Annotated in this window: 23 protein-coding genes and 2 pseudogenes; 5 read left to right on the forward strand and 20 right to left on the reverse strand. The window is 59.4% G+C overall.

The features are described 5' to 3' along the window. Positions 1-15: 15 nt before the first annotated feature. Together ACXJ16_RS17310 and ACXJ16_RS17315 are read right to left on the reverse strand one after the other, a co-directional pair. Positions 16-1,053, reverse strand: a complete 1,038-nt coding sequence (locus tag ACXJ16_RS17310; protein WP_463922789.1) for a FecR family protein — start codon at positions 1,051-1,053, stop codon at positions 16-18. Further along, positions 1,046-1,597, reverse strand: coding sequence for an RNA polymerase sigma factor (locus tag ACXJ16_RS17315; protein ID WP_463922790.1), 552 nt, complete (start codon positions 1,595-1,597; stop codon positions 1,046-1,048). The genes ACXJ16_RS17310 and ACXJ16_RS17315 overlap by 8 nt, the downstream gene beginning before the upstream one ends. A 144-nt stretch (positions 1,598-1,741) precedes the next feature. On the opposite strand from ACXJ16_RS17315, the gene ACXJ16_RS17320 reads away from it, so the two are divergent. Together ACXJ16_RS17320 and ACXJ16_RS17325 are read left to right on the forward strand one after the other, a co-directional pair. Beyond that, complete coding sequence (locus tag ACXJ16_RS17320; RefSeq protein WP_463922791.1) at positions 1,742-2,107, forward strand: helix-turn-helix domain-containing protein; 366 nt, start codon at positions 1,742-1,744, stop codon at positions 2,105-2,107. A gap of 275 nt (positions 2,108-2,382) precedes the next feature. Then, on the forward strand, positions 2,383-2,967 hold the full coding sequence (locus tag ACXJ16_RS17325; protein WP_463922793.1) for a hypothetical protein: 585 nt from the start codon (positions 2,383-2,385) through the stop codon (positions 2,965-2,967). A 554-nt stretch (positions 2,968-3,521) separates the two neighbouring features. On the opposite strand, the gene ACXJ16_RS17330 is transcribed toward ACXJ16_RS17325, so the two are convergent. From ACXJ16_RS17330 to ACXJ16_RS17345, 4 genes are all read right to left on the reverse strand, one after another. Beyond that, positions 3,522-5,642, reverse strand: coding sequence for a S9 family peptidase (locus tag ACXJ16_RS17330; protein WP_463922794.1), 2,121 nt, complete (start codon positions 5,640-5,642; stop codon positions 3,522-3,524). Positions 5,643-5,695: 53 nt separating this feature from the next. Further along, positions 5,696-8,260 carry a TonB-dependent receptor domain-containing protein gene (locus ACXJ16_RS17335; RefSeq protein ID WP_463922795.1) on the reverse strand — a complete coding sequence of 855 codons (2,565 nt, stop codon included), beginning with the start codon at positions 8,258-8,260 and terminating at the stop codon, positions 5,696-5,698. 77 nt (positions 8,261-8,337) lie between these two features. Beyond that, positions 8,338-9,315: a FecR family protein gene (locus ACXJ16_RS17340; protein WP_463922796.1), complete on the reverse strand. Its 978-nt coding sequence runs from the start codon at positions 9,313-9,315 to the stop codon at positions 8,338-8,340. Next, a complete protein-coding gene (locus ACXJ16_RS17345; RefSeq protein ID WP_463922797.1) occupies positions 9,312-9,884 on the reverse strand; it encodes an RNA polymerase sigma factor in 573 nt (190 codons plus the stop codon). Before ACXJ16_RS17345 ends, ACXJ16_RS17340 begins: the two co-directional genes overlap by 4 nt. 311 nt (positions 9,885-10,195) lie before the next feature. Between ACXJ16_RS17345 and ACXJ16_RS17350 the strand changes: the two genes are divergently transcribed. Both ACXJ16_RS17350 and ACXJ16_RS17355 read left to right on the forward strand, forming a co-directional pair. Then, positions 10,196-11,281, forward strand: coding sequence for a hypothetical protein (locus ACXJ16_RS17350; RefSeq protein WP_463922798.1), 1,086 nt, complete (start codon positions 10,196-10,198; stop codon positions 11,279-11,281). Beyond that, positions 11,281-12,189, forward strand: a complete 909-nt coding sequence (locus ACXJ16_RS17355) for an antitoxin (protein ID WP_463922800.1) — start codon at positions 11,281-11,283, stop codon at positions 12,187-12,189. Before ACXJ16_RS17350 ends, ACXJ16_RS17355 begins: the two co-directional genes overlap by 1 nt. Before the next feature lie 136 nt (positions 12,190-12,325). On the opposite strand, the gene ACXJ16_RS17360 is transcribed toward ACXJ16_RS17355, so the two are convergent. Together ACXJ16_RS17360 and ACXJ16_RS17365 are read right to left on the reverse strand one after the other, a co-directional pair. Next, positions 12,326-12,769, reverse strand: a complete 444-nt coding sequence (locus ACXJ16_RS17360; protein ID WP_463922801.1) for a type II toxin-antitoxin system VapC family toxin — start codon at positions 12,767-12,769, stop codon at positions 12,326-12,328. Then, on the reverse strand, positions 12,766-13,020 hold the full coding sequence (locus ACXJ16_RS17365; protein ID WP_463922802.1) for a FitA-like ribbon-helix-helix domain-containing protein: 255 nt from the start codon (positions 13,018-13,020) through the stop codon (positions 12,766-12,768). Before ACXJ16_RS17365 ends, ACXJ16_RS17360 begins: the two co-directional genes overlap by 4 nt. Positions 13,021-13,033: 13 nt before the next feature. Between ACXJ16_RS17365 and ACXJ16_RS17370 the strand changes: the two genes are divergently transcribed. Next, positions 13,034-13,813: a hypothetical protein gene (locus tag ACXJ16_RS17370; RefSeq protein WP_463922803.1), complete on the forward strand. Its 780-nt coding sequence runs from the start codon at positions 13,034-13,036 to the stop codon at positions 13,811-13,813. A 5-nt stretch (positions 13,814-13,818) separates the two neighbouring features. Here the strand turns inward: ACXJ16_RS17370 and ACXJ16_RS17375 are convergent, their stop codons facing one another. The 12 genes and pseudogenes from ACXJ16_RS17375 to ACXJ16_RS17430 form a co-directional block, all read right to left on the reverse strand. Beyond that, the gene (locus tag ACXJ16_RS17375) at positions 13,819-14,226 is read right to left on the reverse strand and encodes a MarR family transcriptional regulator (protein WP_463922804.1); all 408 of its coding nucleotides are present in this window, start codon (positions 14,224-14,226) and stop codon (positions 13,819-13,821) included. Then, complete coding sequence (locus ACXJ16_RS17380; protein WP_463922806.1) at positions 14,216-15,148, reverse strand: phytanoyl-CoA dioxygenase family protein; 933 nt, start codon at positions 15,146-15,148, stop codon at positions 14,216-14,218. Before ACXJ16_RS17380 ends, ACXJ16_RS17375 begins: the two co-directional genes overlap by 11 nt. A gap of 11 nt (positions 15,149-15,159) precedes the next feature. Next, a complete protein-coding gene (locus tag ACXJ16_RS17385; RefSeq protein WP_463922807.1) occupies positions 15,160-15,789 on the reverse strand; it encodes an acyl-homoserine-lactone synthase in 630 nt (209 codons plus the stop codon). A gap of 283 nt (positions 15,790-16,072) precedes the next feature. Further along, positions 16,073-16,366 (reverse strand): hypothetical protein, encoded by a 294-nt coding sequence (locus tag ACXJ16_RS17390; RefSeq protein WP_463922808.1) that lies wholly within the window; start codon positions 16,364-16,366, stop codon positions 16,073-16,075. After that, positions 16,344-16,457 (reverse strand): annotated as a pseudogene (locus ACXJ16_RS17395) (hypothetical protein); the annotation flags it as partial. The pseudogene ACXJ16_RS17395 and the gene ACXJ16_RS17390, both read right to left, overlap by 23 nt. Positions 16,458-16,509: 52 nt before the next feature. After that, on the reverse strand, positions 16,510-17,787 hold the full coding sequence (locus tag ACXJ16_RS17400) for an abortive infection family protein (protein ID WP_463922809.1): 1,278 nt from the start codon (positions 17,785-17,787) through the stop codon (positions 16,510-16,512). A gap of 26 nt (positions 17,788-17,813) precedes the next feature. Then, positions 17,814-18,202 (reverse strand): annotated as a pseudogene (locus ACXJ16_RS17405) (PIN domain-containing protein). Next, positions 18,199-18,441, reverse strand: coding sequence for an AbrB/MazE/SpoVT family DNA-binding domain-containing protein (locus ACXJ16_RS17410; RefSeq protein ID WP_463922810.1), 243 nt, complete (start codon positions 18,439-18,441; stop codon positions 18,199-18,201). Before ACXJ16_RS17410 ends, ACXJ16_RS17405 begins: the two are co-directional and overlap by 4 nt. Positions 18,442-19,314: 873 nt before the next feature. Then, positions 19,315-19,590, reverse strand: coding sequence for an HU family DNA-binding protein (locus tag ACXJ16_RS17415; protein WP_463922811.1), 276 nt, complete (start codon positions 19,588-19,590; stop codon positions 19,315-19,317). 39 nt (positions 19,591-19,629) lie between these two features. Then, positions 19,630-20,835: an MFS transporter gene (locus tag ACXJ16_RS17420; protein ID WP_463923291.1), complete on the reverse strand. Its 1,206-nt coding sequence runs from the start codon at positions 20,833-20,835 to the stop codon at positions 19,630-19,632. A 99-nt stretch (positions 20,836-20,934) separates the two neighbouring features. Then, positions 20,935-21,246, reverse strand: coding sequence for a hypothetical protein (locus ACXJ16_RS17425; protein WP_463922812.1), 312 nt, complete (start codon positions 21,244-21,246; stop codon positions 20,935-20,937). 116 nt (positions 21,247-21,362) lie between these two features. Then, positions 21,363-23,501 carry a TonB-dependent receptor gene (locus tag ACXJ16_RS17430; protein ID WP_463922813.1) on the reverse strand — a complete coding sequence of 713 codons (2,139 nt, stop codon included), beginning with the start codon at positions 23,499-23,501 and terminating at the stop codon, positions 21,363-21,365. Between the last annotated feature and the right edge of the window lie 34 nt (positions 23,502-23,535).

Below are 23,535 nucleotides of genomic sequence, written 5' to 3' on the forward strand. Positions count from 1 at the left end.
AGAACGAGAGGGGGCCTATCTGAGGATGATTTTGCCGCGCTGACTACGATCAACCTGCAGTCGGAACAGTGTCGCCAATCCTTCCGCCACGTCAGAAATGTCTCGGATGTCGCACTGGATCACGACCAGCTTGTCCGCGAGCGCGGGATCCGCGAACTCGATCTTCACGCTTGAATATGTGTTGGCTTCCGCAACGACCTCACGCGCGGGCACATCGTCAAAAAGCTTCACACCCGACACCCATTGCGGATCAGAATTCCTGATCTTCCCGCGCTCGACGGTAGCCTGTCCCGCACCGGCTGTGAACGAAATCTTTTGTCCGGGCCTGAGGATGAGAGGGGCATGGGGCGCGGCGCCTGGTCCCGCTGACGGAAGGGTGATCTCGACACTCCCCTTCAAGAGCTGAACTTCAAAGCCATTGCGCAGGGTCACATCGAACAGCGTACCGATGGCGACAACCTTGCCGCCACTTCCTGTCACCACGAAAGGCCGTTGCCGGTCATGTGCTACGTCAAATCGGGCCCTTCCGCTGATCAGCGTTATCTCGCGCTTTTCAGCAGAGAATTGCACCATCATCGCGCTATCGGTGTCCAGCACCACGGCGGAACCATCGGGCAGCCTGATTGATCGGACTTGCCCGACCTCATTGTAGTAGATTCGGTTCTCCGCAGCAAATCTTGAAGCATTCTCCCGGCTGCCATTGCTGAATATCGGCGTCGCGATGTATAATGCGGCGCCGCCCACTGTTAGGAGCGCGATAACCGCGAAAGCAGGTGTCGGCACAATTTCCGAAAACCACCACCGCCTCGCAACTGACGCATTCCCGGACTTCGGACGGACGAGGCGCCTGGCACCGACACGGGAAGCGTTGAGCGCTCCGACTATATCCTCATAACGCTCGCGGCGGCCAGGCTTTGCCGATGCCCATTGCTCAAACGGGCGTTCGTAACGCGACCGGTCGCGGATCATGCGTTCGACCCATTTCTGTGCCGAGCGCTCTTCGAGCCAGTTCTTGATTGTTTCGCCAAGCCCGGCGCGGGGTCGATTACTCACCGTGAGTTTCCCGCATCTTTGCTACGTGTCGAATAGCCTTGAGCATATTGCGTTGAACGACCCATAGGGGAACACCGAGGCGGGCTTTGATCTCGTTGTATGTGTAACCCTCGACACGGCTCAATAGAAAAATCTCCAATGTAAGCGGCTTGAGTTCCAGAAGCACGTTCGACCAGTATTCGATTTCCTGCCGCGCTTCGACCTCGCGATGGGGATCAAAATCGGCCGCCCTGTCGAAACCTTCCTTCAGTGGAACCGACAAACGCGCCAAGCGCGTCGAACCTGCGTCCATCCGGTCGCGCAGCAGATTGGTCGCAATGCGCCGCAGATAGCCCTGAGGGGATTCGATGTCGGATGACGGGGCGATGCGCAGGAGGCGAGTCATCGCCTCTTGGGCGAGATCGTGGGCATCCTCCGCAGACACGGAATGCCGCCGGAAATAGCGTACGAGCCACGGCGTTTCGGCTTGATAGAACTTTGCAAATGCTGCCTTGCTTCTGCGCCCCGGCGGGGACCCGTCCTCCACTTCGTTCGGTTCACCCATCCTTTGTCCCTTTGGCGCCGTCAAATCTGCACCTCGCGCGAGATTGGAAAGCCGTAACAGGAGCGGTAATGGAAATCAATAAAGCGTTGTATTATACAACACAATTACGTTTATGGATGGGCCCCGTGGCTTATTGTTTTGCGGGTGAGCGTGCCGTCGGACATAAACAAGCGATTTGGAAGCACGGTGTCGGCTCGCCGCGAGCAGTGTCGGCCAAAATTGACCCAGGCCGGGCTGAGTGAAGCCGTGGGCATGTCGGTAAACATGATTGGAAAAATCGAGCGCGGTGAGACGGGTGTTTCGTTTGAGAACGTCGAGCGCTTCGCCAAGTTTTTCGGCGTCGATGTGTCGGAGATGTTCGCTTACGATCCTCAGTCTTCCCATGACAAGCGCCCGGCGCTGCTGGATTTGACCACCGAACTCGCATCGCTTTCTGACGACGAACTGAAATGGACGGCTCAGTTTCTCAAGGTCACCCTTGACATGCTTCGGACGCGTCCAAAACGGTGATAGCCACGCTTATCAGGGCCTCTCGCCGATCGGCTGATCCAGGGGCTTCGCACTCAAAGTTGCTCGAAGGCGAGGCGTGTCGGGCTGAATGACATAGGATCGACCAGCATCCTCGCGGCTGCTTCTCAACCGGATTGGAACGGACGCCTTCAGCATATCTGAGGGTCGCTGGAAAACCGCCCAATATTTATGCTATCCTCCGCTCATTGCAAACCTTCCCCAATGAAGCACCGTACTTTTCCGTCACTGACCAACTGTTTCAGAGCATGCCTATGATGAGCGCAACGGACATCTTCAGGGATATTCTCTCAGCAGCCAAAGCCTTGGCCCTTCATCATGGCATCACAAACGAGCTCGGCGACGATTTCGACCGTTGGCTCGGCCTGGGGCTGGCCGAGCGCTATAGCGAGAGCGAACATTCGGAAGCCGACTACCAAATGATGGGTCAGGCGCTTAGGTTTCATTGCGGCTTCTCGGCTACTGCATCCTTTGCCAGCGCAATGCTTGATCAAGACGTTGAGATGCCCTTCTTTCTTAACGCGGACGGAAGGTTTGAGGATGATGAGAACGATCCTGGGCGGCTTCTCCTGCCGACTATGGACATTTTCGCCTTGGCTTATCAACTTCGCGAGAGTGGCGAAATGATCCCCGAGTGGGGGCCCTTCAGAGGTCCCGCAGGAGATTTGTGGCAGGCGGGGATGACTGGTGCTGATCCTGAAGATCCCGATATCGTCCGCGCAAATATGGAGTTGGCTCGACTTCTCATGGGTGACGACGCTACGCCGGAGCGTCCCGCTGCTGCCTCGCCGATCGCTAAACAGGGAGGTTTCCGCATTGCGCTAAAGCGCTTCTTTGGTTAGCGTTCAATTTCAACGAGGTGCAGGACCAGATAGACTCCTCAATCACGTCAACTATCACCAACTCCGTCACCTCACGATATATCGGTCACCTTGCGGATCATGGCACGGAAAGGTTCGTTCCTGACGCCGGTCACCAATATTATAGCAGAGCATCGTGTTCACACGCGGTGGCCGGGCAGGTAGGGACGGGTGCCGCCTTCGCAGCGGTCCAGATTAAAACCTCGACTTACACCAAAACCTGTAGGATCTGACTCGTGGAACCTTCTCGGTTTGGTGCGGAGGTGATTCATCATAGCAAACGGCTGGAGTTGGGCGGCGATAGCACCTGTCAGGCTTGGCGATAATTTACGCCCTGCGGGGGCTCGCGGCGCGAAGGATACGGCCCAGGCCATCCGTCTTCTAGCGATTGCGAAGATCCTAGACGGCGGCAGCTAAAGCGACGCAGCCAAGATTGGCGGGTCGATGCCGCAAAATCCGGAACGTGGTACTATCCTTCAACGCGCGGGGCCCCTGAGGGGCTGGGAAGGCGAGAGGCCCAGGCTCAATATACGCACTTAGCAAGTCAATTTAAAAAAATCAGGTGTATTGTCCGTAGCCAGCCACCGCCTGAACCACATTATCGATCGCCTGCCGCGTTGATATTGCTGGCATGGTGACTTTCCACCCGAATGCCCCCCAAATGGGTACACCCACATCTCAACGGGTTTGTGCAGATCCTGCAAACGGGTGAACAACTCCATGGTCGGTTGCCACCCGTCGCTCTCCGGTAGCTGCATGAGCAATGGTGTATTGATTTTCCCCGCGTTGAGCGCAGGAGCAATGTCGCTCCAAATACCCGAAGGATCGTTCGAAGGGGGAGGCAGGCCCATAACGTCGAACGTCAGTTTCCGCCAGGAATCAGCGGTCGGCGCGGTCAAATAGTAGGCGAGAGGATCGATGGTGCTCCATGTCCCCATGACAGCAGCCGCGAACAGACTTGAATGACTGATCGAGTATGCCGTAACCATGCTGCTGAAGCTATGGCCTGCGATGCCAACCCGCGTTCGGTCAATCGTGCCTTTTCGCGCCAGCAGATCGATGGCCGCTTGGTAAGAAGCCAGCGCGGCCTTATGTTGTGCCAATGGGATCACCTTGCCCGCGTCGTCGCGTTCGCGTTGTGTGCCGTTATTATTGTTCACGCAAAGGGCCGCGATTCCATTTTCGGCGAGGATTTGTTCTGGAGCCAGAAAGCCGGTGCCGCCCTTGAGAAAGCCACGGCAGCGATATGTTGTGAGCACCAATGGTGGCGGTGATGCGCCGGGGGATGGTAAGAAAAGGATGCCGTTAGCGGGCCGGTCCAGATTATCCCTCCATTCGAGGTATTCCCCTTGAACGAACTTCTTTCTCGCCAGGTCGAAATTGGGTTCTGCAAGAACCTTAATCGCACCATCGAGCAGATCGACGCGAACCAGACGGGGGGGCAGCGATGCCTCCGCCTGCACACAGATGATGGCGTTGGTGACTGGAATGCAGCCACGGGGAGGGCCATCGCTGGTGCTAATGCCATCCCCGGTACCGCTGCCCAATGATCCCTTTGGAGCGATGAGAGTACGTTCCTCACCTGAATGGGGATTCCAGCCGAAAAGACCGGTTCGACCGGAATAGTCCTTTTCATATAGGATGAAGACTTCATCGGTCGAGGACTGATACAACACCTGGCGGATGGCGGGCGCGTCGCCGGAGCAGAACTCCGCGAGGCAAGGCTTCATTTCGCCGTCAGCGTATCGAACGGCAACCCTGAACCGGCCGTAGCGTTGGGCGAGAACGGGATCGGGCCTATCGAGGGCTTGGAGAATGATTCTGGCACCAGATCCGCGTAGTAATATTGACTCGTTGGATCCTTCAACACCAATCCCGTTTATCTGTTGGTAGGCCGTCTCGCCAGTGGTTTGGGCCAGTGCTGATGGCTTTCGTAGGGCAACGCGTTTGGTCTGGGGTGGCCCAAGAAATGCTACATTGATCCGCGCAGGGCTTTCCCGGCGTATAGCGACCTCGCGATCTCCTATCCTGAAGCTTCGGGTTAACCGCAAACCCTCGGCGGCAACGGTTCGATCAAGTCTTATGCCATTGCGCTCCGCCGCAGTTTGTTCCTTCGCCAGATAATCTCTGGCGTTTCCCGTCCTATATTCCAGCCAGCGCCCATTCGGATCGACGGTAAAGTCAATGACATCTGCTGAGTCATGCGTCACTTGGGTCATACGTCGACCGATTCCGATCTTGTAGACCTGTATCTGCGATTCCTGCTGAGCGGTTATAAAAAATGATCGGCTATCATTGCTCCACTGACCAACATCACCTTGCGCCAGGTCGTATACCGGAAGCCAGACAGGCTCGGTCCTTTTGCCCATAGGTGTGGCTGGCTGGCTACCATTGGTTGGCACGGAGTACCACTGGACGAAGACCTTGTCCTCTTTCAGGGAGGGCATAAGAACGCGAAAAGCGATCTTCTTGCCGTCCGGCGACAATGTCAGGCTATCGATAGATCTGGCTTCAACGATATCGATAAGTGAGGGTTGGGGATTTGCGGCAAGGCCCGGGGCTGTGACTATTGAGGCAAAACCGCCTGAGGATAAACAGACAGTCGCGGTCCAGACCGCACTGAGTAATTTGCACGCCATCGGATTTCCATCTTCCAAATCGTTTATTACTGCAGAACTCTTGCCGCTCAGAGCAAAGAAGGTTGCAAGTGCTAGAAACGTTTATTCAAGCCGGCGATCACAAACCTCCCGATCGGAGAGTAGTTTGTTGAATCAAAGGGTGGTGCCGTAAATGCATAGTTCGGCACCGGCGTCGGCTTGTCGTTGAAAAGATTCTGAACAGAGATCGATATTTCGATCTGCCCAAATGCGCGCCCTCGCAATCTCAAACGAGCAGCAACATCGGCGGTCGTCATGGCGTCAAGACGATTATTCGCTGCGGTCCTCACGTCTGTTACGCCACCGATATAATTTACGAATGTGCCCAACGTTAGTTGGGCTACGGACCACGTTCCGCCAGCCCGCCCTCGAATATGTGGCGGATTGAAGATTGTACCGGCAAGTTGGCTGACGGGTTGTAGGGAGCTCAGTCTGCGGTCGCTATCGATGTAGCTCGCTGAGCCGGATAACGCCAGCTTTCCATGCGGGCCGAGGTCAATGTCATAGGATGCTGCCACGTCGACCCCGCGAACGTTCTGGATCGCGGAGTTCATATTAGTGTTCTGGACTAAGGCCACAACTTTGGTAGGGTCGTAGGCAACGCCTGCGAGATTAAAGAACGGCTGAATGGCAACCGCCGCTGCTTTTTCAGCTTCGGACGGGTTCAAGGTCACCAGATTGCTGTAGATCGAATTGCTAAGCGCCTGATTCGTGAAAGTAAGTGGCGTCACTACACGACCGCGATAGCTGATATCGAAGTAACTCACCTCAACCCGTGCTCCCGGCACCGCCCGAGGATGCACGACGAAAGAGGCAGACCAGGTTGTGGCGCGTTCAGGCTGTAGTGAAGTGTTGCCGCCAAGTAGCATGAGTGCGGTTGATCCGGACGGATATCCAGATCCGCCCAAAGTGGAGACGGGGTACAGCGCCGCCCGAGGCGTAAAATACATCTGGTATAGCGTTGGAGCCTTGAAAGACTTTCCCCATGATCCCTTGACTTCAATATCCGATGTAGGCGCGTATATCAGGCCTATTTTGGGTGTCGCAACCTGACCCATGCCAGGATAGCGTTCGAAACGCATAGCCCCACTCAAATGCAGGCGGTTCACATACTTCATTTGTTGGAACGGGCTGACGATCGGAATATCGACCTCGCCGTATCCGAAATACGAATTCTGCCCTTCATCGATTGCGGTGCTGCTCATTCGAAACGTATTGTTGCGATACCCTATCCCGAGAGCAACTCGGACATCGCCAGCCGGGAGGTGAAATAGAGGGCCATCGGCCCCCAATTCCACCGAACTTGCATTGTTGCATGCGCAGTATATTGTATTGATTGTGCGAATATTATTGAGAAACTGTTGCTGCTGTGTGTTGCCGCGATCCTCAGCATAAAGGCCAGATAAGGTGGCTCTCCAGTTCCCACCAAGGGTTAGTTTCAAAGAGGGTGCGATAGCGAACGAATCGCTATTGGTCGATCGTAGCGCTCCATTGAGAAGATAGTTGCCTCTCGCATCGATGACGACGGTTTGATCGGTCCATCGCTTGTTGTAGAATGCATCGATCTCAAAGGTCAGATAGGGGGTCAGATCTTGATGGCCCGTCAAGACCACACTGTGCCGCTTTATCGAGGGATACAAGGTATTTCCCGGTGATCCTGCCGCATAGGACCGCTGACTTGCGTCGATATCCGTGTTTCGTCCAAACTCGTAGGCCGCCATTATGCTGCCGGATTTCCACGACGTTCCCGCCAACATGCTATATTGTTGCTGGAAGTCTCCACCATCTGTGGATGTGCCTAGTGTTGATCCAATTTCGACGCCGCTGTAGTTTCTTCGGAGGATAATATTTGCTACCCCGGCGACCGCGTCAGATCCATAAAGGGCGGAAGCTCCGTCGGCGACCACCTCGATCTTATCAATAGCAAGTAACGGGATCGACGAAATATCTACAGCCTGCAATTGTCCTCCATATGAAAGGCGATGCCCGTTTATGAGAGTTAGCGTCGCGTCTGGTCCGAGACCTCGAAGATTGATCGAAGATGCTCCGGTCGTATTTCCTCCGCCGGGCGCGTAGATGCTGACGCCGGGATTCTGACCGCCACCGAAATTCTGTGGGATGCTTTGCAGAGCCCCTGGTAGTGTATTTTGGCCCGCATTCTGCATTTGTTCAAGAGTAAGGCTGATTAGAGGAGCGGTCGGTGCGGCTCCGCGGATTCGCGAGCCAGTCACGAGGATCTCCTTGCTTCCATTCTCGGCTTCCGCAGTTCCAGGAAAACCATCTTTCATTTGCGCGATTGGCCGCATACTATCGGCGTTTCCCGTCTTCACGATCGCCAACGCGCCGGTGCGGTCTGCCTTTGCCACAAACCCCGTGCCCGCCAGAATCGTGTTGAGAGCGTCGTCGGCAGTGCGCACACCGCGCACGCCGCCGGAGCGGGCGGAACGGACGTCTGCACTATAGATCACTTGGCGGCCGGACTGCCGGGCGAACATGTCTAGGGCCGCCCGGAGCGGGCCTGCTGGCACATTGAATTCGCGCGTTTGCGCTGCTGCCGGCGTGGCGAATGCCATAAGGCAGGTGGTGGTTGTGAGTGCTGCGGCGAGTGCCCGGATCATATTGCCCCCCTTGGACGGGGCGAACGTTCTAGCCCCACCCAATATGCGACAATCGGGCGTCACAAATGGGTAACACATCAGTTCGAGATTTTGATGTGATCGCCATCCTGTTCGGATTTGAGCCCATAGGCATCGTGCAGTAACCGCGCGAACGCATCGACGTTCGAGGCTTGGAACGTGCCGCCGATCGGCAGGCCGGCCGCCGACGGATCGACGACCAACTGGGTACGGTTGTAGCGATTGAACTCGGCGGCAGCTTCAGACAGTGGAACAAGATTGAACGTCAGCATGCCGTCACGCCAGGCAAGTGCATTCTCGACCCGCTCTTCCGACCTCGCGGCGATCAGCGTCGATCCACCGCGCGTGATCGCGGTGTCGCCAGCGGCAATGATCGCCGCGCTCGTGCCGCGGTTCTGTCCGTCGTCGACCCGCACGCGCCCTTCGATGACATTGACCGTGACCCGATCTTGGTCTCTGCGAACCGAGAATTTGGTTCCCAGCACCGTGATCGTCCGCTTGCCCGCATGGACCACGAACGGCTCGCCCTCGCGGTGCGACACCTCGAAATAGGCTTCGCCCGAATCGAGCCAGACATCACGGCGCTTGTCGTCGACCGCTGCTCGCATGACCGACTGGGTGTTGAGCTCGATCTTGCTGCCGTCCGAGAGATTGATGATCTTACGCCCACCCACGGGCGTATCGAACCGGGCTTCCTGCACCTGCGGCTGACTGGCAAACTGCGGGGCGAACGAGTAGACGCCGATTCCGGCGATCGCAAGGATGCTCGCCGCGATCGCGCCCGACCACCACCGTCCCATCGGCCGGTAACCATTGCCAGCGCGAACCTCGCCCCAATCGCCGAGCGATCTGACTCTGTCCGCCTCCTCCCAGCCGTGTTCGGCGCGCAAATATGCTGCCCGGTGCGCCATCGATTCCTCAAGCCACTCGTTCAGCTCCGCTTGGTCAGCTTGTGACCAGTCGGGCTCGTCCTTCCGGATCAGCCAGTCGATCGCCTCGTCCTCGATCGTGGCGTGCCTGCTTGCGGGCCGGCTCATGGCTGTCCCTCCTGCGTGGAACGCCCGACAAACCGCGGGCGTACGATCCTGCCGCTGCCCCCAAGCATATGATCGATCAGCGCCTTCATTCCATATTTGAGCTGTTGGCGCACATTGTCGGTAGAGACGCCAAGCGCGTCGGCTGCCTCTTGTGTCGATAGGCCCTCAAGCTTGCGTAGCCGCACAATCTCGCGGCAGCGCGGCGGGAGCTTTTCGATTCCTGCCTTGGCGTGGCGCAGTTCGTCGCGTGCGGTCAGGGCCCGCTCGGCTTCGAACATGTCGAAATCGAGCGTCTCATGATCGAGGTCGGCGACGATCTCGAACGACACGATCCGCGACCGCTTCGCCTGGTTGATCAGATGATTGCGCGCGAGCGTGTACATGAACGCGCGAGTGTTGGCCGGCAGCTCGCGGCGGGCCCCGACCAGCGCATGCTCATATATGTCCTGCCGCAGTTCGAACACGTCTTCTGCCACCCTCCAATTTCGGCGCACATAGGCCGTGAGCGCCCGTTCGAGCGGGAGCACCTCTCGTTTGAACCATGCGTGGAGAGCGTCGTCGTCGACCATCCCGTCCGTCGGAGCATCCTTGCGTTACACTTGCCCAAAGAGCGAGAGACAACTTCCCGGCCAAAATGGGTAACGCGAATGATCTTCCGGCAAACAGATTTTTCAGGCGATAGCTATTTTCGACTACGGCCTCAGGCGATCCGCTTGGTAGGCGGACAGCCATAGGCCATTAATGAATATTGATGACACTGCTTCGCTCTGCCCCGATCAGCGCGTGCTCGATATGAGTTTGGTGGAAAATTTCCTGATCAGTGAATATGGACAGGCTGTCGTATATTCGATAAATCAGCCATATTCACTGGACATAAAATATGTTGAAATATGAGGCTGAAGAACGCGAGCTACTGGACGGCCTGATCGACGCGATTGGGGCGCTACCAGACGGCCATGCCGAAATCGATGGGCATGAGGTTGCGGTCGGGCCGCGTGGGCGGGTCGATGCGTTGGTCGACGCCCAGATTGGCGGGCAGATGGTCCAGCTCCTTGTCGAAGCCAAGCGCGAGGCATTTCCGCGCGATGTCCGCGAAACCGTCTGGCAGTTGCGCAACCACCTCGCGCACATGTCGGCCGATCGCGAAATCCTGCCTTTCTTTATCGCGCGTGCCATCTCCCCTGGCGCGCGCGACATTCTGCGCGAAGAACGGGTTGGTTTCTACGACCTTGGCGGATCGCTCTACATCCCCGCCCGCCATGCCTTCGTCTATGTCGATCGCCCCATCCCGAAGAAGAATGCCAAGATCTTCGGTTCCCTGTTCCAGGGGCAGAAGGCGCGGGTCGTCCAGGCCGTGTTTGATCGCCGATCCGAATGGCTGAGTGTGAAGGAGTTGGCAGAATCGACCGAAGTGTCACCGGCTACCGTTTCAGCGACCCTCACTGAACTCGAGCGACGTGAATGGCTCGACGTCGAGGGCGCCGGCCCCTCCAAACTGCGGCGCCTGCGCTCAGCCAATGCGCTGATCGACGCATGGTCCAGCTACGTCGCCGACCAGAAGCCGCCGAAGCTCGCACGCTACTATGTTCCTGGCAGCAACGCGCTTGAACTCACCCAGCAGCTGGATCGGGCGTGCCGCGATGCCGACGCAGCCTATGCCGTGACGGCGGAAGCGGCAGCCCAGCTCTATGCGCCTTACCTGTCAAACATCTCACAGGTGAAGTGCCGGATCGAACCGGGCCGCCGGCAAGAAGAAGCGCTGGAACGGTTGAATGCGCGCTCCGTCAGCGAGGGCTGGAACCTCGGTCTTCTCGAGACCCGCGCTCGGGGCGATGTCACCGTGGCAGAAAGCATCGAGAATGTGCGGCTCGCTTCGCCGCTGCAAGTCTATCTCGACTTGCTGCAAGGCACCGGCCGCTCCCGTGAGATGGCCGCGCACCTGCGGTCGGAAAGGCTCGACGCGTAATGGCTAAACCCCAGACGATCGGCGGCTACGGCTCCGCCGTAACCGACGCGTGCGAACGCGTGCTGGTGACCCTCCTGCGCGGTCTCGGCCCATGGAAGGATTCTGTCTTCCTGGTCGGGGGATTGGCGCCTCGATACCTGATCACCGCGCGTCCGCCCAAGGTGCCGGCTCACGCCGGTACCGGCGATGTCGACATCGTCGTCGATGTCGGCATCCTCACGAACACCGAAGCCTACAGCACGCTCGAAGAGAATCTGAAGGCGATGAAATTTGAGCGCGCCGAGAACGACAAAGGCGCCAAGCAGGCCTGGCGTTGGCAGACCGAGATCGACGGCGGCGCCAGGATGATACTCGAATTCCTCGCGGATTCCCCGGAACTGGGTGGCGGCAAGGTCCAGGAGCTGCCAGCCGAAGGCAATGTCACCGCGATCAACATTCCGCATGCATCGATGGTGTTCGACCTGCACGAACGCGTCGCGATCACGGCGGATCTGCTGAACGGCGGCGGCCGGGCCACCGAGATTATCCGCTATGCCGACATTGTCAGTTTCACCTGCCTGAAGGCATTCGCCTACGACCAGCGTCATGAGCGCAAGGACGCTCATGATCTTGTCTATTGCATCGAGCATCATGACGGCGGGATCGCGGGCATCCACAACGCATTCCACCAGGCGCTCGAAGGCAAGCATGCCGACGTCATCCACGAGGCGATCGCTCGTCTCACTGCCCGCTTCCTCGATCCCAATCCCGACGAGAGCTATCTGCGCGATGGGCCCGTTGCCGTTGCCCGGTTCGAAGACGACGATGCCAATGTCGAGGCCGACGAGGAATTTCGCAATGCCCGGGTTCTCCGCCAAAGGCGCGCCGCGGATGTTATGGCCGCTTTTCTCGGCCCCTGGCTGCACTAACAAGCCCCAACCCGGACACGTTGCCATCTAGGCCGCGGCCATTTTCGCATCGAGGCGTCGCCTCACTGTGCGGTTGCCGGCACGATGGTGGGGCAGGGGCGCCCGTCGTGCGTGGCCGTGCTTGCGAAAATTCGACCTACGAAGAGATGCCTGCTGCCTGGTGTCCGGTAGTCCAGGGATCGATGATCGGCATACCCGCCGCCTTGAAGGCGCTGGCGTCACGAGTGGCGACCGCAAAGCCATGGGCGGTGGAAATGGCTGCAATGTAGCCGTCCGGTGTCGGAAAGCCTTTACCCGCATCGCGCGCCGCCACGGCGAGATCGGCATAACAGCGGGCGGCATCGGTGTCGAAGGGCAGGATTCTGCCGTCGAACAGGCCGAGAAGCCCATCGAGCGAGGCGGTGAGCTTTTGTTTGCGCCGTCCGTCCGGCAGCGCGCCGACACCGAACAGCAGTTCCGCGACGGTGACGCTGGTGAGATAGAGGGTTTCCGCGGCCTGCTCGTCCAGCCAGTCACGCACGCCTGGAGAGGGTTCCGGTTTCATCGCCTCGGAAACGACATTGGTGTCGAGAACGATCATTCAAAGCTCATGGGCGTGGCGGGCGTCCGGTCGCGGCCTCTTTCCAGCGTCTCGAAATCGGCATTGGTCAGTCCGGCCTCCCGGCTCAAGGCCGACAGGGCGGAGCCGATGCGGATGCGGTTCGCGGGGCGAACAGCCGCCTCCAGAATGTCACGCATTTCAGCCTCCGCGCTGCGGCCGTGATGAGCCGCGCGTACTTTGAGGGCGCGATGGGTTTCTTCGGACAGGTTGCGGATGGTGACAGCGGGCATCTGATGGCACCTCGTGGAAACCGATGGCGATGCTATCAATATAGTCAACATGCTATCGAGCGGCAAGGCCTCGGCGATCCGGTCAATGGAAATATGCGAATTTCTAATTGAGGCCTTGGGCCTCCCGCCATTTGGTGCGCGAATTCAAAACCTTTCTCCACCGTCTAACCGACAACGCGAATCTGCGTCCGACTTCCTTGCAGGAGGAAAGCTCGGTGCGTTGTTCCGGATGACGATAGGATCGTGCATGCCCCCAAGAAAAGTTGACCAGTCCGAAAGCCGGGGAGAGCGTGGGCAAGAGGGTTTCAGAAGCGAATTGACGCAAGTCGATCGCCAGGAAGCGCAAGCCAGGGCAGGGCGTTATCTACAAATGGGCCGGGAATATATCGCTGCGGTCGAAATGCTCGCGGCGCAGTCGAGCGGGACGAAGGCTTTGCACGCATTTTGGGCCATGGCGTCCCATGGTCTTGAGCTGACGCTCAAGGCTTTCCTTCGCGCTCGGGGCTGCGATGAGGAACGATTGATGATGATCAATCACAGCCTGGGACATGGGGTCGAAGTCTGCCGCCAGTTGGGAAGCGATAATTGGGATCCGGAACTGGTCGCGCTCCTCCAGGCGCTGGACGTTCCCCATGCGGCCCAGAGCTTCCGTTACCCTGGTTGGAAAGTCGATTTCGACGCCCTTCCATCTCCGGAAGAGGCGGCACGAACCCTGATTTTGCATCTGGACCGGATGGCCGCGTCTCTTGAGGATGATGGCGCCCAATCGGCCCGATCGTTGCCGACCGACTAACGCAGCTATGCCCTAGCCTGTTCGTCGATGATCCTGTCCATAATCTTGTCCATCGCGAGAAGGGTTTCGGGAGCAAGATAGACATTCATTCGGCGATGGTCGGCTTGATCATGTACGATCGAGACGACGCCCAGTTTCGCGAGTTTCTTAGATCGCCGATGCGTGCTCGAGATCGTGCCCAGCGCATCGAGTCCGAGTGCGGATTGGTAAAGGGTGCGTCGCTCCAGATCGGCAAGATAGAGGTCCAGCAACATGTCCCAATGGGCGTTGCGGCATAAAGTGCTGCCAAGATGCTCCCGTATGATTTCACGTTCACGAATGAGCGCCCGGCAAGTTCTCGCACGCGCCTGCAGCCGCTCCTCGTCCGGCGCTTGCGGTTCGGGCCGTGGGGCGGAACTACGATCACCCTTCATGGCCGCGAAGCCCTTCTGCCGGTCGTGGTCCGATCGTTCCACCCGGCGCCAACAGCCCGGCACGCCAGGCAGCGATCAGCTCTTCCTGCTCGGGTCGCAAAGCGTCCACAGCGCCGCCCGATGATTCGCCCTCGGTCAGCAGCGTGGAGGGGCATCTACCCTCGAACGTTCCGAGATTAGGCCGGTGCGCACGGTAGCCGGCGAGCGCGGCGAGCTCTGCGGGGAAGGATTGCGCGATCTCGGGCGGATAGGCGAGCCAGGGCAGCTCATAGGGCTTCAGCCATCCCAGGCTGTAGCTCACGATCATACCTCGGCGTGGTAGATCCGTCTGATTGGCACCGCCCGCGTGCAGCGTCGAGCCGAGGAAAAGAAGCGCCGCGCCCGGGGCCATTTCTGCGGCAATCGCGTCCTCGGGATCGAGAATGAGCGCGTCCTGCGCCCTGTGGCTGCCCGGCCAGATCACCGTCGCACCGTTCGACTTGGTATATGGCGTAAACGGCCACATGACGTTGACGAGATATTCGACGCCTTGTGTCCGTACGGGCCACATGTCCTGATCGCGGTGGGGCGGCTGCATCTCTGCGCCGGAGACGATCTCGATAGCCTGGGTGAGGTTCAGCTGGATGCGATCGCAATTGTCGCCCAAAACATGCTCGACGATCGCCATGACGAGCGGATCGAGCACGAAATCCGCCATGTGCCGGCTGCGGCGAAGCAAGCCGTGAAAGCGGCGCGTCGCATCGCCGTAGAAGGGTCCGGAGGACAAGGGCGTCGATCCGAACCCGTTGCCCAGATCCTGGGCAAGAAGGTCGACCTTCGACGGGGGCATGGCATCGGGTATGATGCAATAGCCATCGTTCAGGAGCTTCTCGAGCCATTCGAGCGCCCCCGTCGGAGCCGTTTGAAGACTTGGAAATGTCATCGTCTTGCTCCTCAGGCTGCGATTGTCTGGCCGGGGTCGGAAGGCACGATGATTTCCAGGGGAACGTAGGTTCCTGCGGCTCTGAGTTGATCGGGCGTCTGCCGGTCGAGATCGATGCGCAGCGCGCCCGTCATGGCGCCGCCTAGCTGCTGCATCAAACCCAATGGGCGCACAGTCCAGCCGAGCGATAGAATTTGGCTGTACCAGCCCGCATCGGCGATGCACGTATAGGCTGATATTCCTTTCAAAAGCCCATATTCCACCACTGCCGACGTCAGCGCGTTGCGGACCTGCAGGCGGTCGGGGGCGCGCAGTCGTGTCGAAAGACAGCCGCGGCTCAACTCGCGCATGTTCGGTGCCATCGGCACGCCGCCGTCGCAAAGCTCTGGGAAGATCGAACCCAGAATGTGGGGCCCGTTGGTCGGCAACAACCTGATTGAGCCGCGATGGCGACCCAGTTCGTCGGTCGCGATGACATAGACTGCATCGGGTCCGTCGAATTGATCGACCTCGAACTCGCCATCCACGACAGGTACGTCCCATCGGAGTAGATCGACGAAGACACGCTTGCGGTCGCGATGCATGGCACCGAAAAGCGGATGGTCTGCAGGTGATTGAAATCCTTCCACAATTTGGATCATGATGGTTCTCCTGATGAACCAACACACCATCTTCAGTCGGACGAGATTCCCCTATCCCCAACTTTGGGGAGGAGAATGCGTTTTTTTGGCGGCGCTGGAGTGAATGCTGTCGAAGGCTGCAAGCGTGCCGCAGAAAGATGGCGGGTTCCGCAGGGGAACGGGCCAGGCGCGCGCATCGTATCTGTCGCCCTCGGCAATCTCGCACGGAGCTGGGAACAGTGAAGGTTCGTCCGCTCCTGACGGCGATCATCGGCGTCTGCTTGATCGTCAGCCCTGCTGGCGCTCAGCAGATCAGGGGCGAGCAGGCGGGGGAAGAATCCGAACCTGTTTTACGAGGCAGGTATCCTTCGCGGAGGTCAGGTACCCGGCGTCGCTCGCACCCCCGGGTGATCGCCTCAAACACAGCCTTGAATTCTGGCGCGAACGGCATCATCATGTCGATGAGATCGGGCTCGACGCTGCCCTCGGGCACCTCGAGTACACCAAGCTTGAAAATGATGGTGCGTCCGCGTGCGCCGTTGGTCGACACCAGTTCGCCTTCGTCCCCATAATGGTCACGGATGAAGCGGGCGATCAAAATTGCGGGGATCGCACTCCACGACAGAGAAGAGGACGCCGTGGGCGTTACCCGAGTAATCCGGATCCCCGAAGCTGAGGCTTCTTAGAAGTAGATCATTCCCGCGAGAGCTTCCTCATTTGCTGGCTGCGCGATGGGGTCGACTAGGTGGCCGTCACCGAAGCTTGCTGCGGCGCGATCCCAGGCAGGAAGCGCTGATGGTATGTCTCGGATATGAAGTCGATGAAGGCAACAGCGGCCCCTACCGCGAGCCGTGCATGACGGGGCTCGAGGCCGCGATGCTTGCCGTCGCGACCATGGCCGGAACCATAGAGGCTGCGGATTTCGGCGAGATATTGGGTTATTGTGGTCAGATTCCGTAGAAGAAGCCTGATCGCCTCGGCGCCCTTAGCCTCGTCCGAGATTCCTTCGGGTACGAGCTTCAGTTCCTTTGTGAGGAGCTTAGTGAGCTCAGGAAGGGTGGCCGTTTTCGAGAAGGACACCGACTGCCGGGTCAGAATCGACTTGCAACAAGTTTCCACCAGGTCCTTTGCCGTGCCGATCGCCAGGGCCGGATCGGTATCGACGGCGACCTCGAGCCGTTCGATCTCTTTTTGCATCCAGCCCGCATCGAGTGCATCGGCGACGGTCCGTGCGCGCGAGACCGATCGCCCACCAGAGAGGCCCGCGCGTCGAGCGACGAACCGGGGACGGCCGGCGATCCGCTCTTCCTCGACCAGCTCCCAGCCATCCTGGCGTAGCTGGTCATTATATTGCGCAACGAGCTTGATGGCCTCGTCCTTGTCGGGTCGGACGGCTGGGTGAACCGTTTCGCAAAGGAAGCGGAGGAAGGTCTCGTCAGGCCCGTTCGGCAAGCCGAAGCGGCTGTCATCGTAAACCCAATCGTCTTCCCAGTCGAAATTGTTGACACGATGCTGGTAGATGTCGCCTGCGGCATCCTTGTACCGAGAGTCGTAAGAGGGGAGCGCGTCCAGCGCGTAGATCCGAGCTAGAAAGTCGACATCGTCGAGCTTGCCGCTCCAGGCTACATTGTCGATCCGGAGCCCGTCGATGATGTTCTGACGAGTTTGCCTTCGTATCCGCGCATTCGGCCGCGCCAGCGCTCCCGGTTCCGCCAGCCTAGGAACGATCTTGGTGCTGTACCATTCCTGCGTGAAGGGCTCGAGCACCGCCTTCAAGCGCTGAGTTATCTGCTCTTCGATCCCGTCTTTAGCGGCACCGAGCAAGGCGTAATCGGCAGGCTCGACAGATAGGAACACTGTCCACTGCTCGGTGCCGCCATTCCAATTATCGTAGCCGGTTCGCTCCACGCGCGGTGTGGCTGCCCGCAGCAGCTCGGCCGCCTGCTGCATGCGCTCGGCTATCAGCAGCTCTTCTACCGTAGCCAGATAGCGCGAAGGCTGTTGCACCAGATCCTGCACCGCACCGCTCCCCGTTCAGCGATCCGCTAGCGGATCACCACCACCTTCGCCCCGACGGTGGCCGCGACATCTTTCCAAGCGTGGTCGGCGGTGTAGGCAGGCACCTCCAGCCGCTTGGCCAACGCCAGGCAGAAGCCATCGCCAAGCGATAGACCGGCCGCGCTCGTGACCGAGCGAAGTGCGCCGGCATCCCAGCCTAGCGCCTCATCGGCTGTGACGACGCCGTACGGCAGCGCGCCGAGCATCGCCCTTATTTCCTCCACCGGGGGCCGATATGGACAAAGTGGCTGACCACCTCGGCCTGATTGAACACCCCCACGACGGCATCGGCCACCACGCCCGCGACCATACTCGCTCCACGCTCGTCCTTGAGCAACGCGATGATTGCGGATGCGTCGAGAACGGCGGTGGTCATTCCCCGCTGTCTGCGCGGCGGGCCTCGAGAAAGGCGTCTACCGATGCGTCAGGGTGCGCGGCATATTTCTTGGCGATCGCCTGTGCCCGCGCGACCGCCTGCCCGACGGTCCGTAAGACTACGCCGTCGTCGGTCTCTTCGATCAGCACCGCGCCACCGCCTTCGAGGCCAAGACGTTTTCTGATGCCAGCCGGCAGGCTCATGCGACCGTTTGCCGTGATGTTCACCTGGAGCGACATGCGACACGAACCTCTGCGTAGGAAAGACTGACACTCATAGCACCTATCGGCCATCCGCAGCAATGTTCCCGTTTGGTACACCGATCTGAAGGTGTGGTACAGTCGCAGTGGGGTGGCGCACTCGCGCCTATCTGTCACGCTATATGTCCGAGCTCTTCTCGGGTCATAGCCTCCTAGCCGGTGTCCTGATCGACGCGGACGCCAGAACGCAAACCCCTTCATGATGAAAGTGCATAGCCCGCACCCGTCGCCCAGATGGTCGCCAAATATATTCTCGATCATGAGCGGTTCGACAAGTCGACCCGAACCAGAGAAAGCCTCTATCCAGTATTTCTGGACATCTCAGTCCAAGCCTCCTTGTGCGCTCCGGCAAGGAAGGCCTCACGGTTCTGGTTTCGCACGCGCATTTCAGGCGGCATCGGCATCAACCGGGCTTGTCGGCTCGCCAGCGTCGGAGGTCGGGAGCAGCTAGAAAGGGCGGGGGGCTTGCGGACCTCTATATGTATATGGCGCACAGTGGCCATCCATGCCGCCGCCGTGCGCAATTGAGGACTAAGGCAACCCGCCCCGACAAGCTGGCATCGGCGCCGAAACCGCCAACGCCAGCTTGTCAGTCAGGCGTGCGTAGGCAAGCGGAATTCACGCCTTGGCGGTCAATCATGAGGCGGAGATGGCGGCGTTCTTGACGCGGCGGCTGCCATGCGAGGATCAGACACCGAGGCCGCCATCAGGCCATCGTTTATGGTTTTACCGTCGGGAGCAATCGTTTCAAACTTCCGGTGCTGCTGCTCTGTGCCCTTTGCATGAAAGCGAACAGTTCACGCTAGAAGTGACGGCTTGCAAACGCCCGGTCACGGCGTTTGCCATACCCGCTCAGCCGTTGAGCTTGTCCTTGACCGCTTTGGCGGGCGTGAAAGCAAGCTTCTTTGATGCCTTGATGGTCATCGTCTCACCCGTTGCGGGATTGCGGCCTTCACGCTCGGGGCTGTCCTTCACCTTGAACTTGCCAAAACCGTTTAGCGAAACTTCCTCGCCTTTGGCAGCGGCATCGCCGATGGCAGCGAACACGGCATCGACGAGTTTTTTCGCATCGGTCTTGGTGACGCCATGATCGACGGCCAGCGTTTCGGCAAGATCTGCATTGTTCATGATAGTCTGCTTCCTTCTCGTTGAAATTGGGCCTGACGCTTAGCCGCAACCGCAGCCGCCGTCACCACATCTGCGTCGCCGCCAGAGGGAGATCATAAGCAGCAGCGCACCAATCACCACAAACGGCGCGCCATTGTCGATAGCATAGACAAAAGTACCGACGATCGGTCCGAGGATCACGCCAAGTCCCTGCGCGGCTGCGATCGTCCCGGCGGCCGCGCCCTGTTCCTGTGCCTGGACCGAATTTGCCGCGAGCGCAGAAACCGATGGATATACCCATCCCATGCCGAAGGCGGCTATCGCATAGCATATCCACAGCGCTGGAGCGCTGGCCGCTAGCGTGACGGATGCAAAGCCGATTGCCCCGATGACGCCTCCAATCCGAATGAGACGCTCGGGTGCCCAGCCGAGCTGTTGAAGCACGATCTGCGCTGCCACCAGCGCGACGCCCACGGCGGCGAGCGCGATTCCGGCGGCATTGGCGGCGCCCGCAGGATCAAGTCGCAGTCGGTCCAGGGCGTAGAATCCAACCGTGATCTGCGCGATCGCGACGCTGAACATCGCGACGAACGCCACAGCCATGGGACGGCGCAACCGCGCATCGGTAAGACCCAGCGGTTTGCTCTCGGGCGGGACATGATGCTCCATTCGGGGAAGTACGCGCCACAAAACGATGAAAGCGACGGCTGGCAGCACAGCCGTGATGTAAAGCGGCAGACTGAGGCTGATCGGACCCGCCAGCCCGGCAAAACCCGGTCCGATCACCATGCCCGCCGCACTCGACGCGCCGATCGCCGCCAGCGCCTTCCCTCGCTCGGCAGGCGAGACATGGTCGGCAATGAGCGCCGCGCTGGTGGCTGGTACCGCCGCATAGAATATCCCGGCAACACCCCGGCCGAGGATCAGCCCGGCAAAGGCGAGGCTCGGCATCATTGCGGTTCGCAGAGCGAGATCGATGAACAGGGAGAGCAGGAAATAGCTGACAGCGAATCCCGCAAGACCGAACAGGATCACTGGCCGCCGGCCCCGGCGGTCGCTTGCCGCGCCCCATATCCGGGCCATCACCATCCAGGCGACGCCCGCAATCGTCATCGCGGCACCGACCTGCCACGGCTCGAGCCCTATGATCCGGGCAATCGGCCCAGCTAGAGCCACGAAAGCCATCATCGCCATCGAGCAGACGAAGGTCTCGAACATCAGCGGCTTCAAAGAGAAGCCCTGCCCCGCTCGGAGAGGCGCGGTGATCGTGCCATCTTTCATGTGCGATCCTTCCGGACGATCACGAACGGCCACCATGGGTATTCGCGAGTTGGGCCCAATATGGCAAAGCGACCATGCATTCCATTACGTCACAGCTGTCTGCCAAGGATCAACCGAAACCAATTGGACCACTTCTTCGATCGCGAGCGAAGTGGGCGGTGACAGCGGAAATTCTCCCGCGCCCGTCAAGGCAAGCAGATCGTCTGTCCGTCTCGCGATTGTTGCGACCGAATAGACCGAAGGAAATGCGGAGACATCTTCTTGAGCAGTGGGCGGAAAGTAGCGCGCTCGAAAGCCTGGCTTGAATACGGAATCCCAGACATTGAGGGATTGCCCTCCAGTTTCCGATCTGCCGCTAAAGATCGCATAGCTCGGCAGGGCTTCGGGTCTGTCCACGAGTCCGCCATGCGCTTCAGGATGTAACGACTGTGATCTCGGACCGATGGCGCAGGTTTGACAGCAGCGGCGACATTCATTGTGGTTCCTCCTGAAGCGGCGTTTGGAAATGGCAGCTAGTCGATCGCGTATCGCAGAGTGACCATGACCGAGCGGGGTGCCCCCGGCATGTTCAGATTACCCACGGTGCCGTGGCCGGCGACGATGTAGTCGCGATCGAAAATGTTGCGCAGATTGAGCTGGGCTCTTAGCTTGCCGAGCTGCGCCCATGCCATGGCGTCAGCGGTCACATATTCGGGCAGAACGACGGTATTGGCCAGATTTGCTTGCCGGTCGCCGACATAATTGATGCCGCCGCCCATGCCGAAACGGCCGGCGAAATTCTTCATCAGCCAGAGGTTGGCGCTGTTCACCGGCGTTAGTGTGGGGCGGTGCCCCTGAATGGGCACGCCGGAATCGAGCGCCGGCGAATTGGTTATGCGGGCATCCAGATAGGCATAGCTGGCAATGGCCTGCCAACCCTTGGAAAGATCGAGCTGGGCGGAAAGCTCGACGCCGCGCGTGCGCTGCACACCTACCGGGATGACGCGGTTCAGCGTGGGATCGGTCGATTTTATGCCGGAGCGCTTGAGATTGAAGGCAGAGATGGTGGTGGAAAGCTTGCCATCGAAGAAGTCGAACTTCGCCCCGATTTCTCGGTTTATCGTCTTTTCCGGTGCGATGTCGGCGTTGCTGGCCGACAGCGCGAAGGTCTCGCCGGACGGCTGATAGGACTTGTTCCACGACACATAATAGGACTGCTCGGGCGAGGGTTGCCAAACCAGGCCGACACGGGGGCTCCAGAAAGTGTCGGTTCGTCCAAGGTCCGGCTGTCCGGCGATAAGCTGGTGAACCTCCTGCCGGAACCGGTCATAGCGCAGACCCGCGAGCAGCTTCCACTGGTCCCCCAATGCGATCATGTCCTGGGCGTAAAAGCCAAGCGTCTTGTAAACCCCGGTGCGGTAACTCGTGGGATTCCCGGCGACTTCCAGTGGCAAGACGGGGAGGGCCGGGTTGAACAGGTCGACCGTCGCGATGTTCGCCCGATCGACGCGCCGTTCGTATTTCGACTGTCGGCCCACTTCGACGCCGACGAGGAGCTTGTGATCGAGCGGCCCGCTCGAGAAGGAGCCGGACAGTTCCAATTGGTTGAACCAGCCATGCTCAGCCCGATCGGTGGCCTGGCGGTTGAGCGTTACTGTCCGTGCCGTCTCATTGACGATGTTCGGAATCGTATTCTGCCGATCCAGCGTATAATCGTAGTAGCGGAACACGTTGTGCAGTCGCAGCGCGTCGGTGAACTCATGGTCGAGTGTGCCGGTCGTGGACCACACTTCCGACTGGCTGAAATCGACATCGCGGGCGTTGGCAGCACCGTAATATCGTGATGCAGGGACGTCGACAGGCCGCCCCTGGAAGGCCGGAATGCCATTGTCGGTGACACGCCGATCGCGCAAATAGTCGGCCTGGAGCAGAATCTTCGTTTTCTCGCCGGGAGCAAAGAGGACCGAAGGGGCGATTGCCTCGCGCTTGAGGAAGCCCTGATCACGATAGCTGTCGGCCCGCTCGATCGCGCCGGTCAGGCGGACGGCGATGCCTTCGTTAGCAAAGGCGTGGCCCAGGTCGATCTCGCCGCGCTTGTCGTCCCAACTGCCATAGCTGAGTACGATTTCCCCGCCCTCGGTGCCTGGCTTTTTGCTCACGCGGTTGATGAGGCCGCCCGACGAACCGCGGCCATACAAGACTGAGGCTGGTCCCTTGAGGACCTCGATGCGCTCGATGTTGGAAAGGTCGCGAAAATAGAGGGCGTCATCGCGCACACCGTCAATGAACAGGTCCCCCTGCGCATTGTTGCCACGGATGATGAACTGGTCTCGTTGCCCGTCGCCTGTTGCGATGCCGATGCCGGCGACATTTTTCACCGCATCCTGCATCGACAGGGCGCGCTGATCGCGCATGACCTGTTCGGGAATGATATCGATGGTTTGGGGAATGTCGCGCAGCGGCGCATCGATTTTGAGCGCCGCGCTGTCGGGTGTCCGATATTCCAGGCTGCGGCCGGTGACGATGATATCGTCGCGATCCACCGCCTCGGCCCCGTCTGACCCTTCAGCAGCGTAGGCCTGCGTTCCCGAAATGCCGAAGGTTCCCGCTACTGCCAAGGCCGAGAGCGATACGCAGACGCCTGCTCGCAACGACCGGATTTCAACGTTCAAACACCTCATATTATAAACCCCGTAAATTTGCTAA

The sequence above is a fragment of the Novosphingobium sp. TK71 genome (assembly GCF_055361505.1).

Excerpts from the sequence above, each read along its gene's own strand:
- ACXJ16_RS17365 (WP_463922802.1), bottom strand. The coding sequence starts at position 13,020 with ATGCCCGCTGTCACCATCCGCAACCTGTCCGAAGAAACCCATCGCGCC.
- ACXJ16_RS17375 (WP_463922804.1), bottom strand. The coding sequence starts at position 14,226 with ATGAAGGGTGATCGTAGTTCCGCCCCACGGCCCGAACCGCAAGCGCCG.
- ACXJ16_RS17380 (WP_463922806.1), bottom strand. The coding sequence starts at position 15,148 with ATGACATTTCCAAGTCTTCAAACGGCTCCGACGGGGGCGCTCGAATGG.
- ACXJ16_RS17415 (WP_463922811.1), bottom strand. The coding sequence starts at position 19,590 with ATGAACAATGCAGATCTTGCCGAAACGCTGGCCGTCGATCATGGCGTC.
- ACXJ16_RS17410 (WP_463922810.1), bottom strand. The coding sequence starts at position 18,441 with ATGTCGCTCCAGGTGAACATCACGGCAAACGGTCGCATGAGCCTGCCG.
- ACXJ16_RS17355 (WP_463922800.1), top strand. The coding sequence starts at position 11,281 with ATGGCTAAACCCCAGACGATCGGCGGCTACGGCTCCGCCGTAACCGAC.
- ACXJ16_RS17345 (WP_463922797.1), bottom strand. The coding sequence starts at position 9,884 with ATGGTCGACGACGACGCTCTCCACGCATGGTTCAAACGAGAGGTGCTC.
- ACXJ16_RS17360 (WP_463922801.1), bottom strand. The coding sequence starts at position 12,769 with ATGATCGTTCTCGACACCAATGTCGTTTCCGAGGCGATGAAACCGGAA.
- ACXJ16_RS17385 (WP_463922807.1), bottom strand. The coding sequence starts at position 15,789 with ATGATCCAAATTGTGGAAGGATTTCAATCACCTGCAGACCATCCGCTT.
- ACXJ16_RS17340 (WP_463922796.1), bottom strand. The coding sequence starts at position 9,315 with ATGAGCCGGCCCGCAAGCAGGCACGCCACGATCGAGGACGAGGCGATC.
- ACXJ16_RS17315 (WP_463922790.1), bottom strand. The coding sequence starts at position 1,597 with ATGGGTGAACCGAACGAAGTGGAGGACGGGTCCCCGCCGGGGCGCAGA.
- ACXJ16_RS17335 (WP_463922795.1), bottom strand. The coding sequence starts at position 8,260 with ATGATCCGGGCACTCGCCGCAGCACTCACAACCACCACCTGCCTTATG.
- ACXJ16_RS17350 (WP_463922798.1), top strand. The coding sequence starts at position 10,196 with ATGTTGAAATATGAGGCTGAAGAACGCGAGCTACTGGACGGCCTGATC.
- ACXJ16_RS17325 (WP_463922793.1), top strand. The coding sequence starts at position 2,383 with ATGAGCGCAACGGACATCTTCAGGGATATTCTCTCAGCAGCCAAAGCC.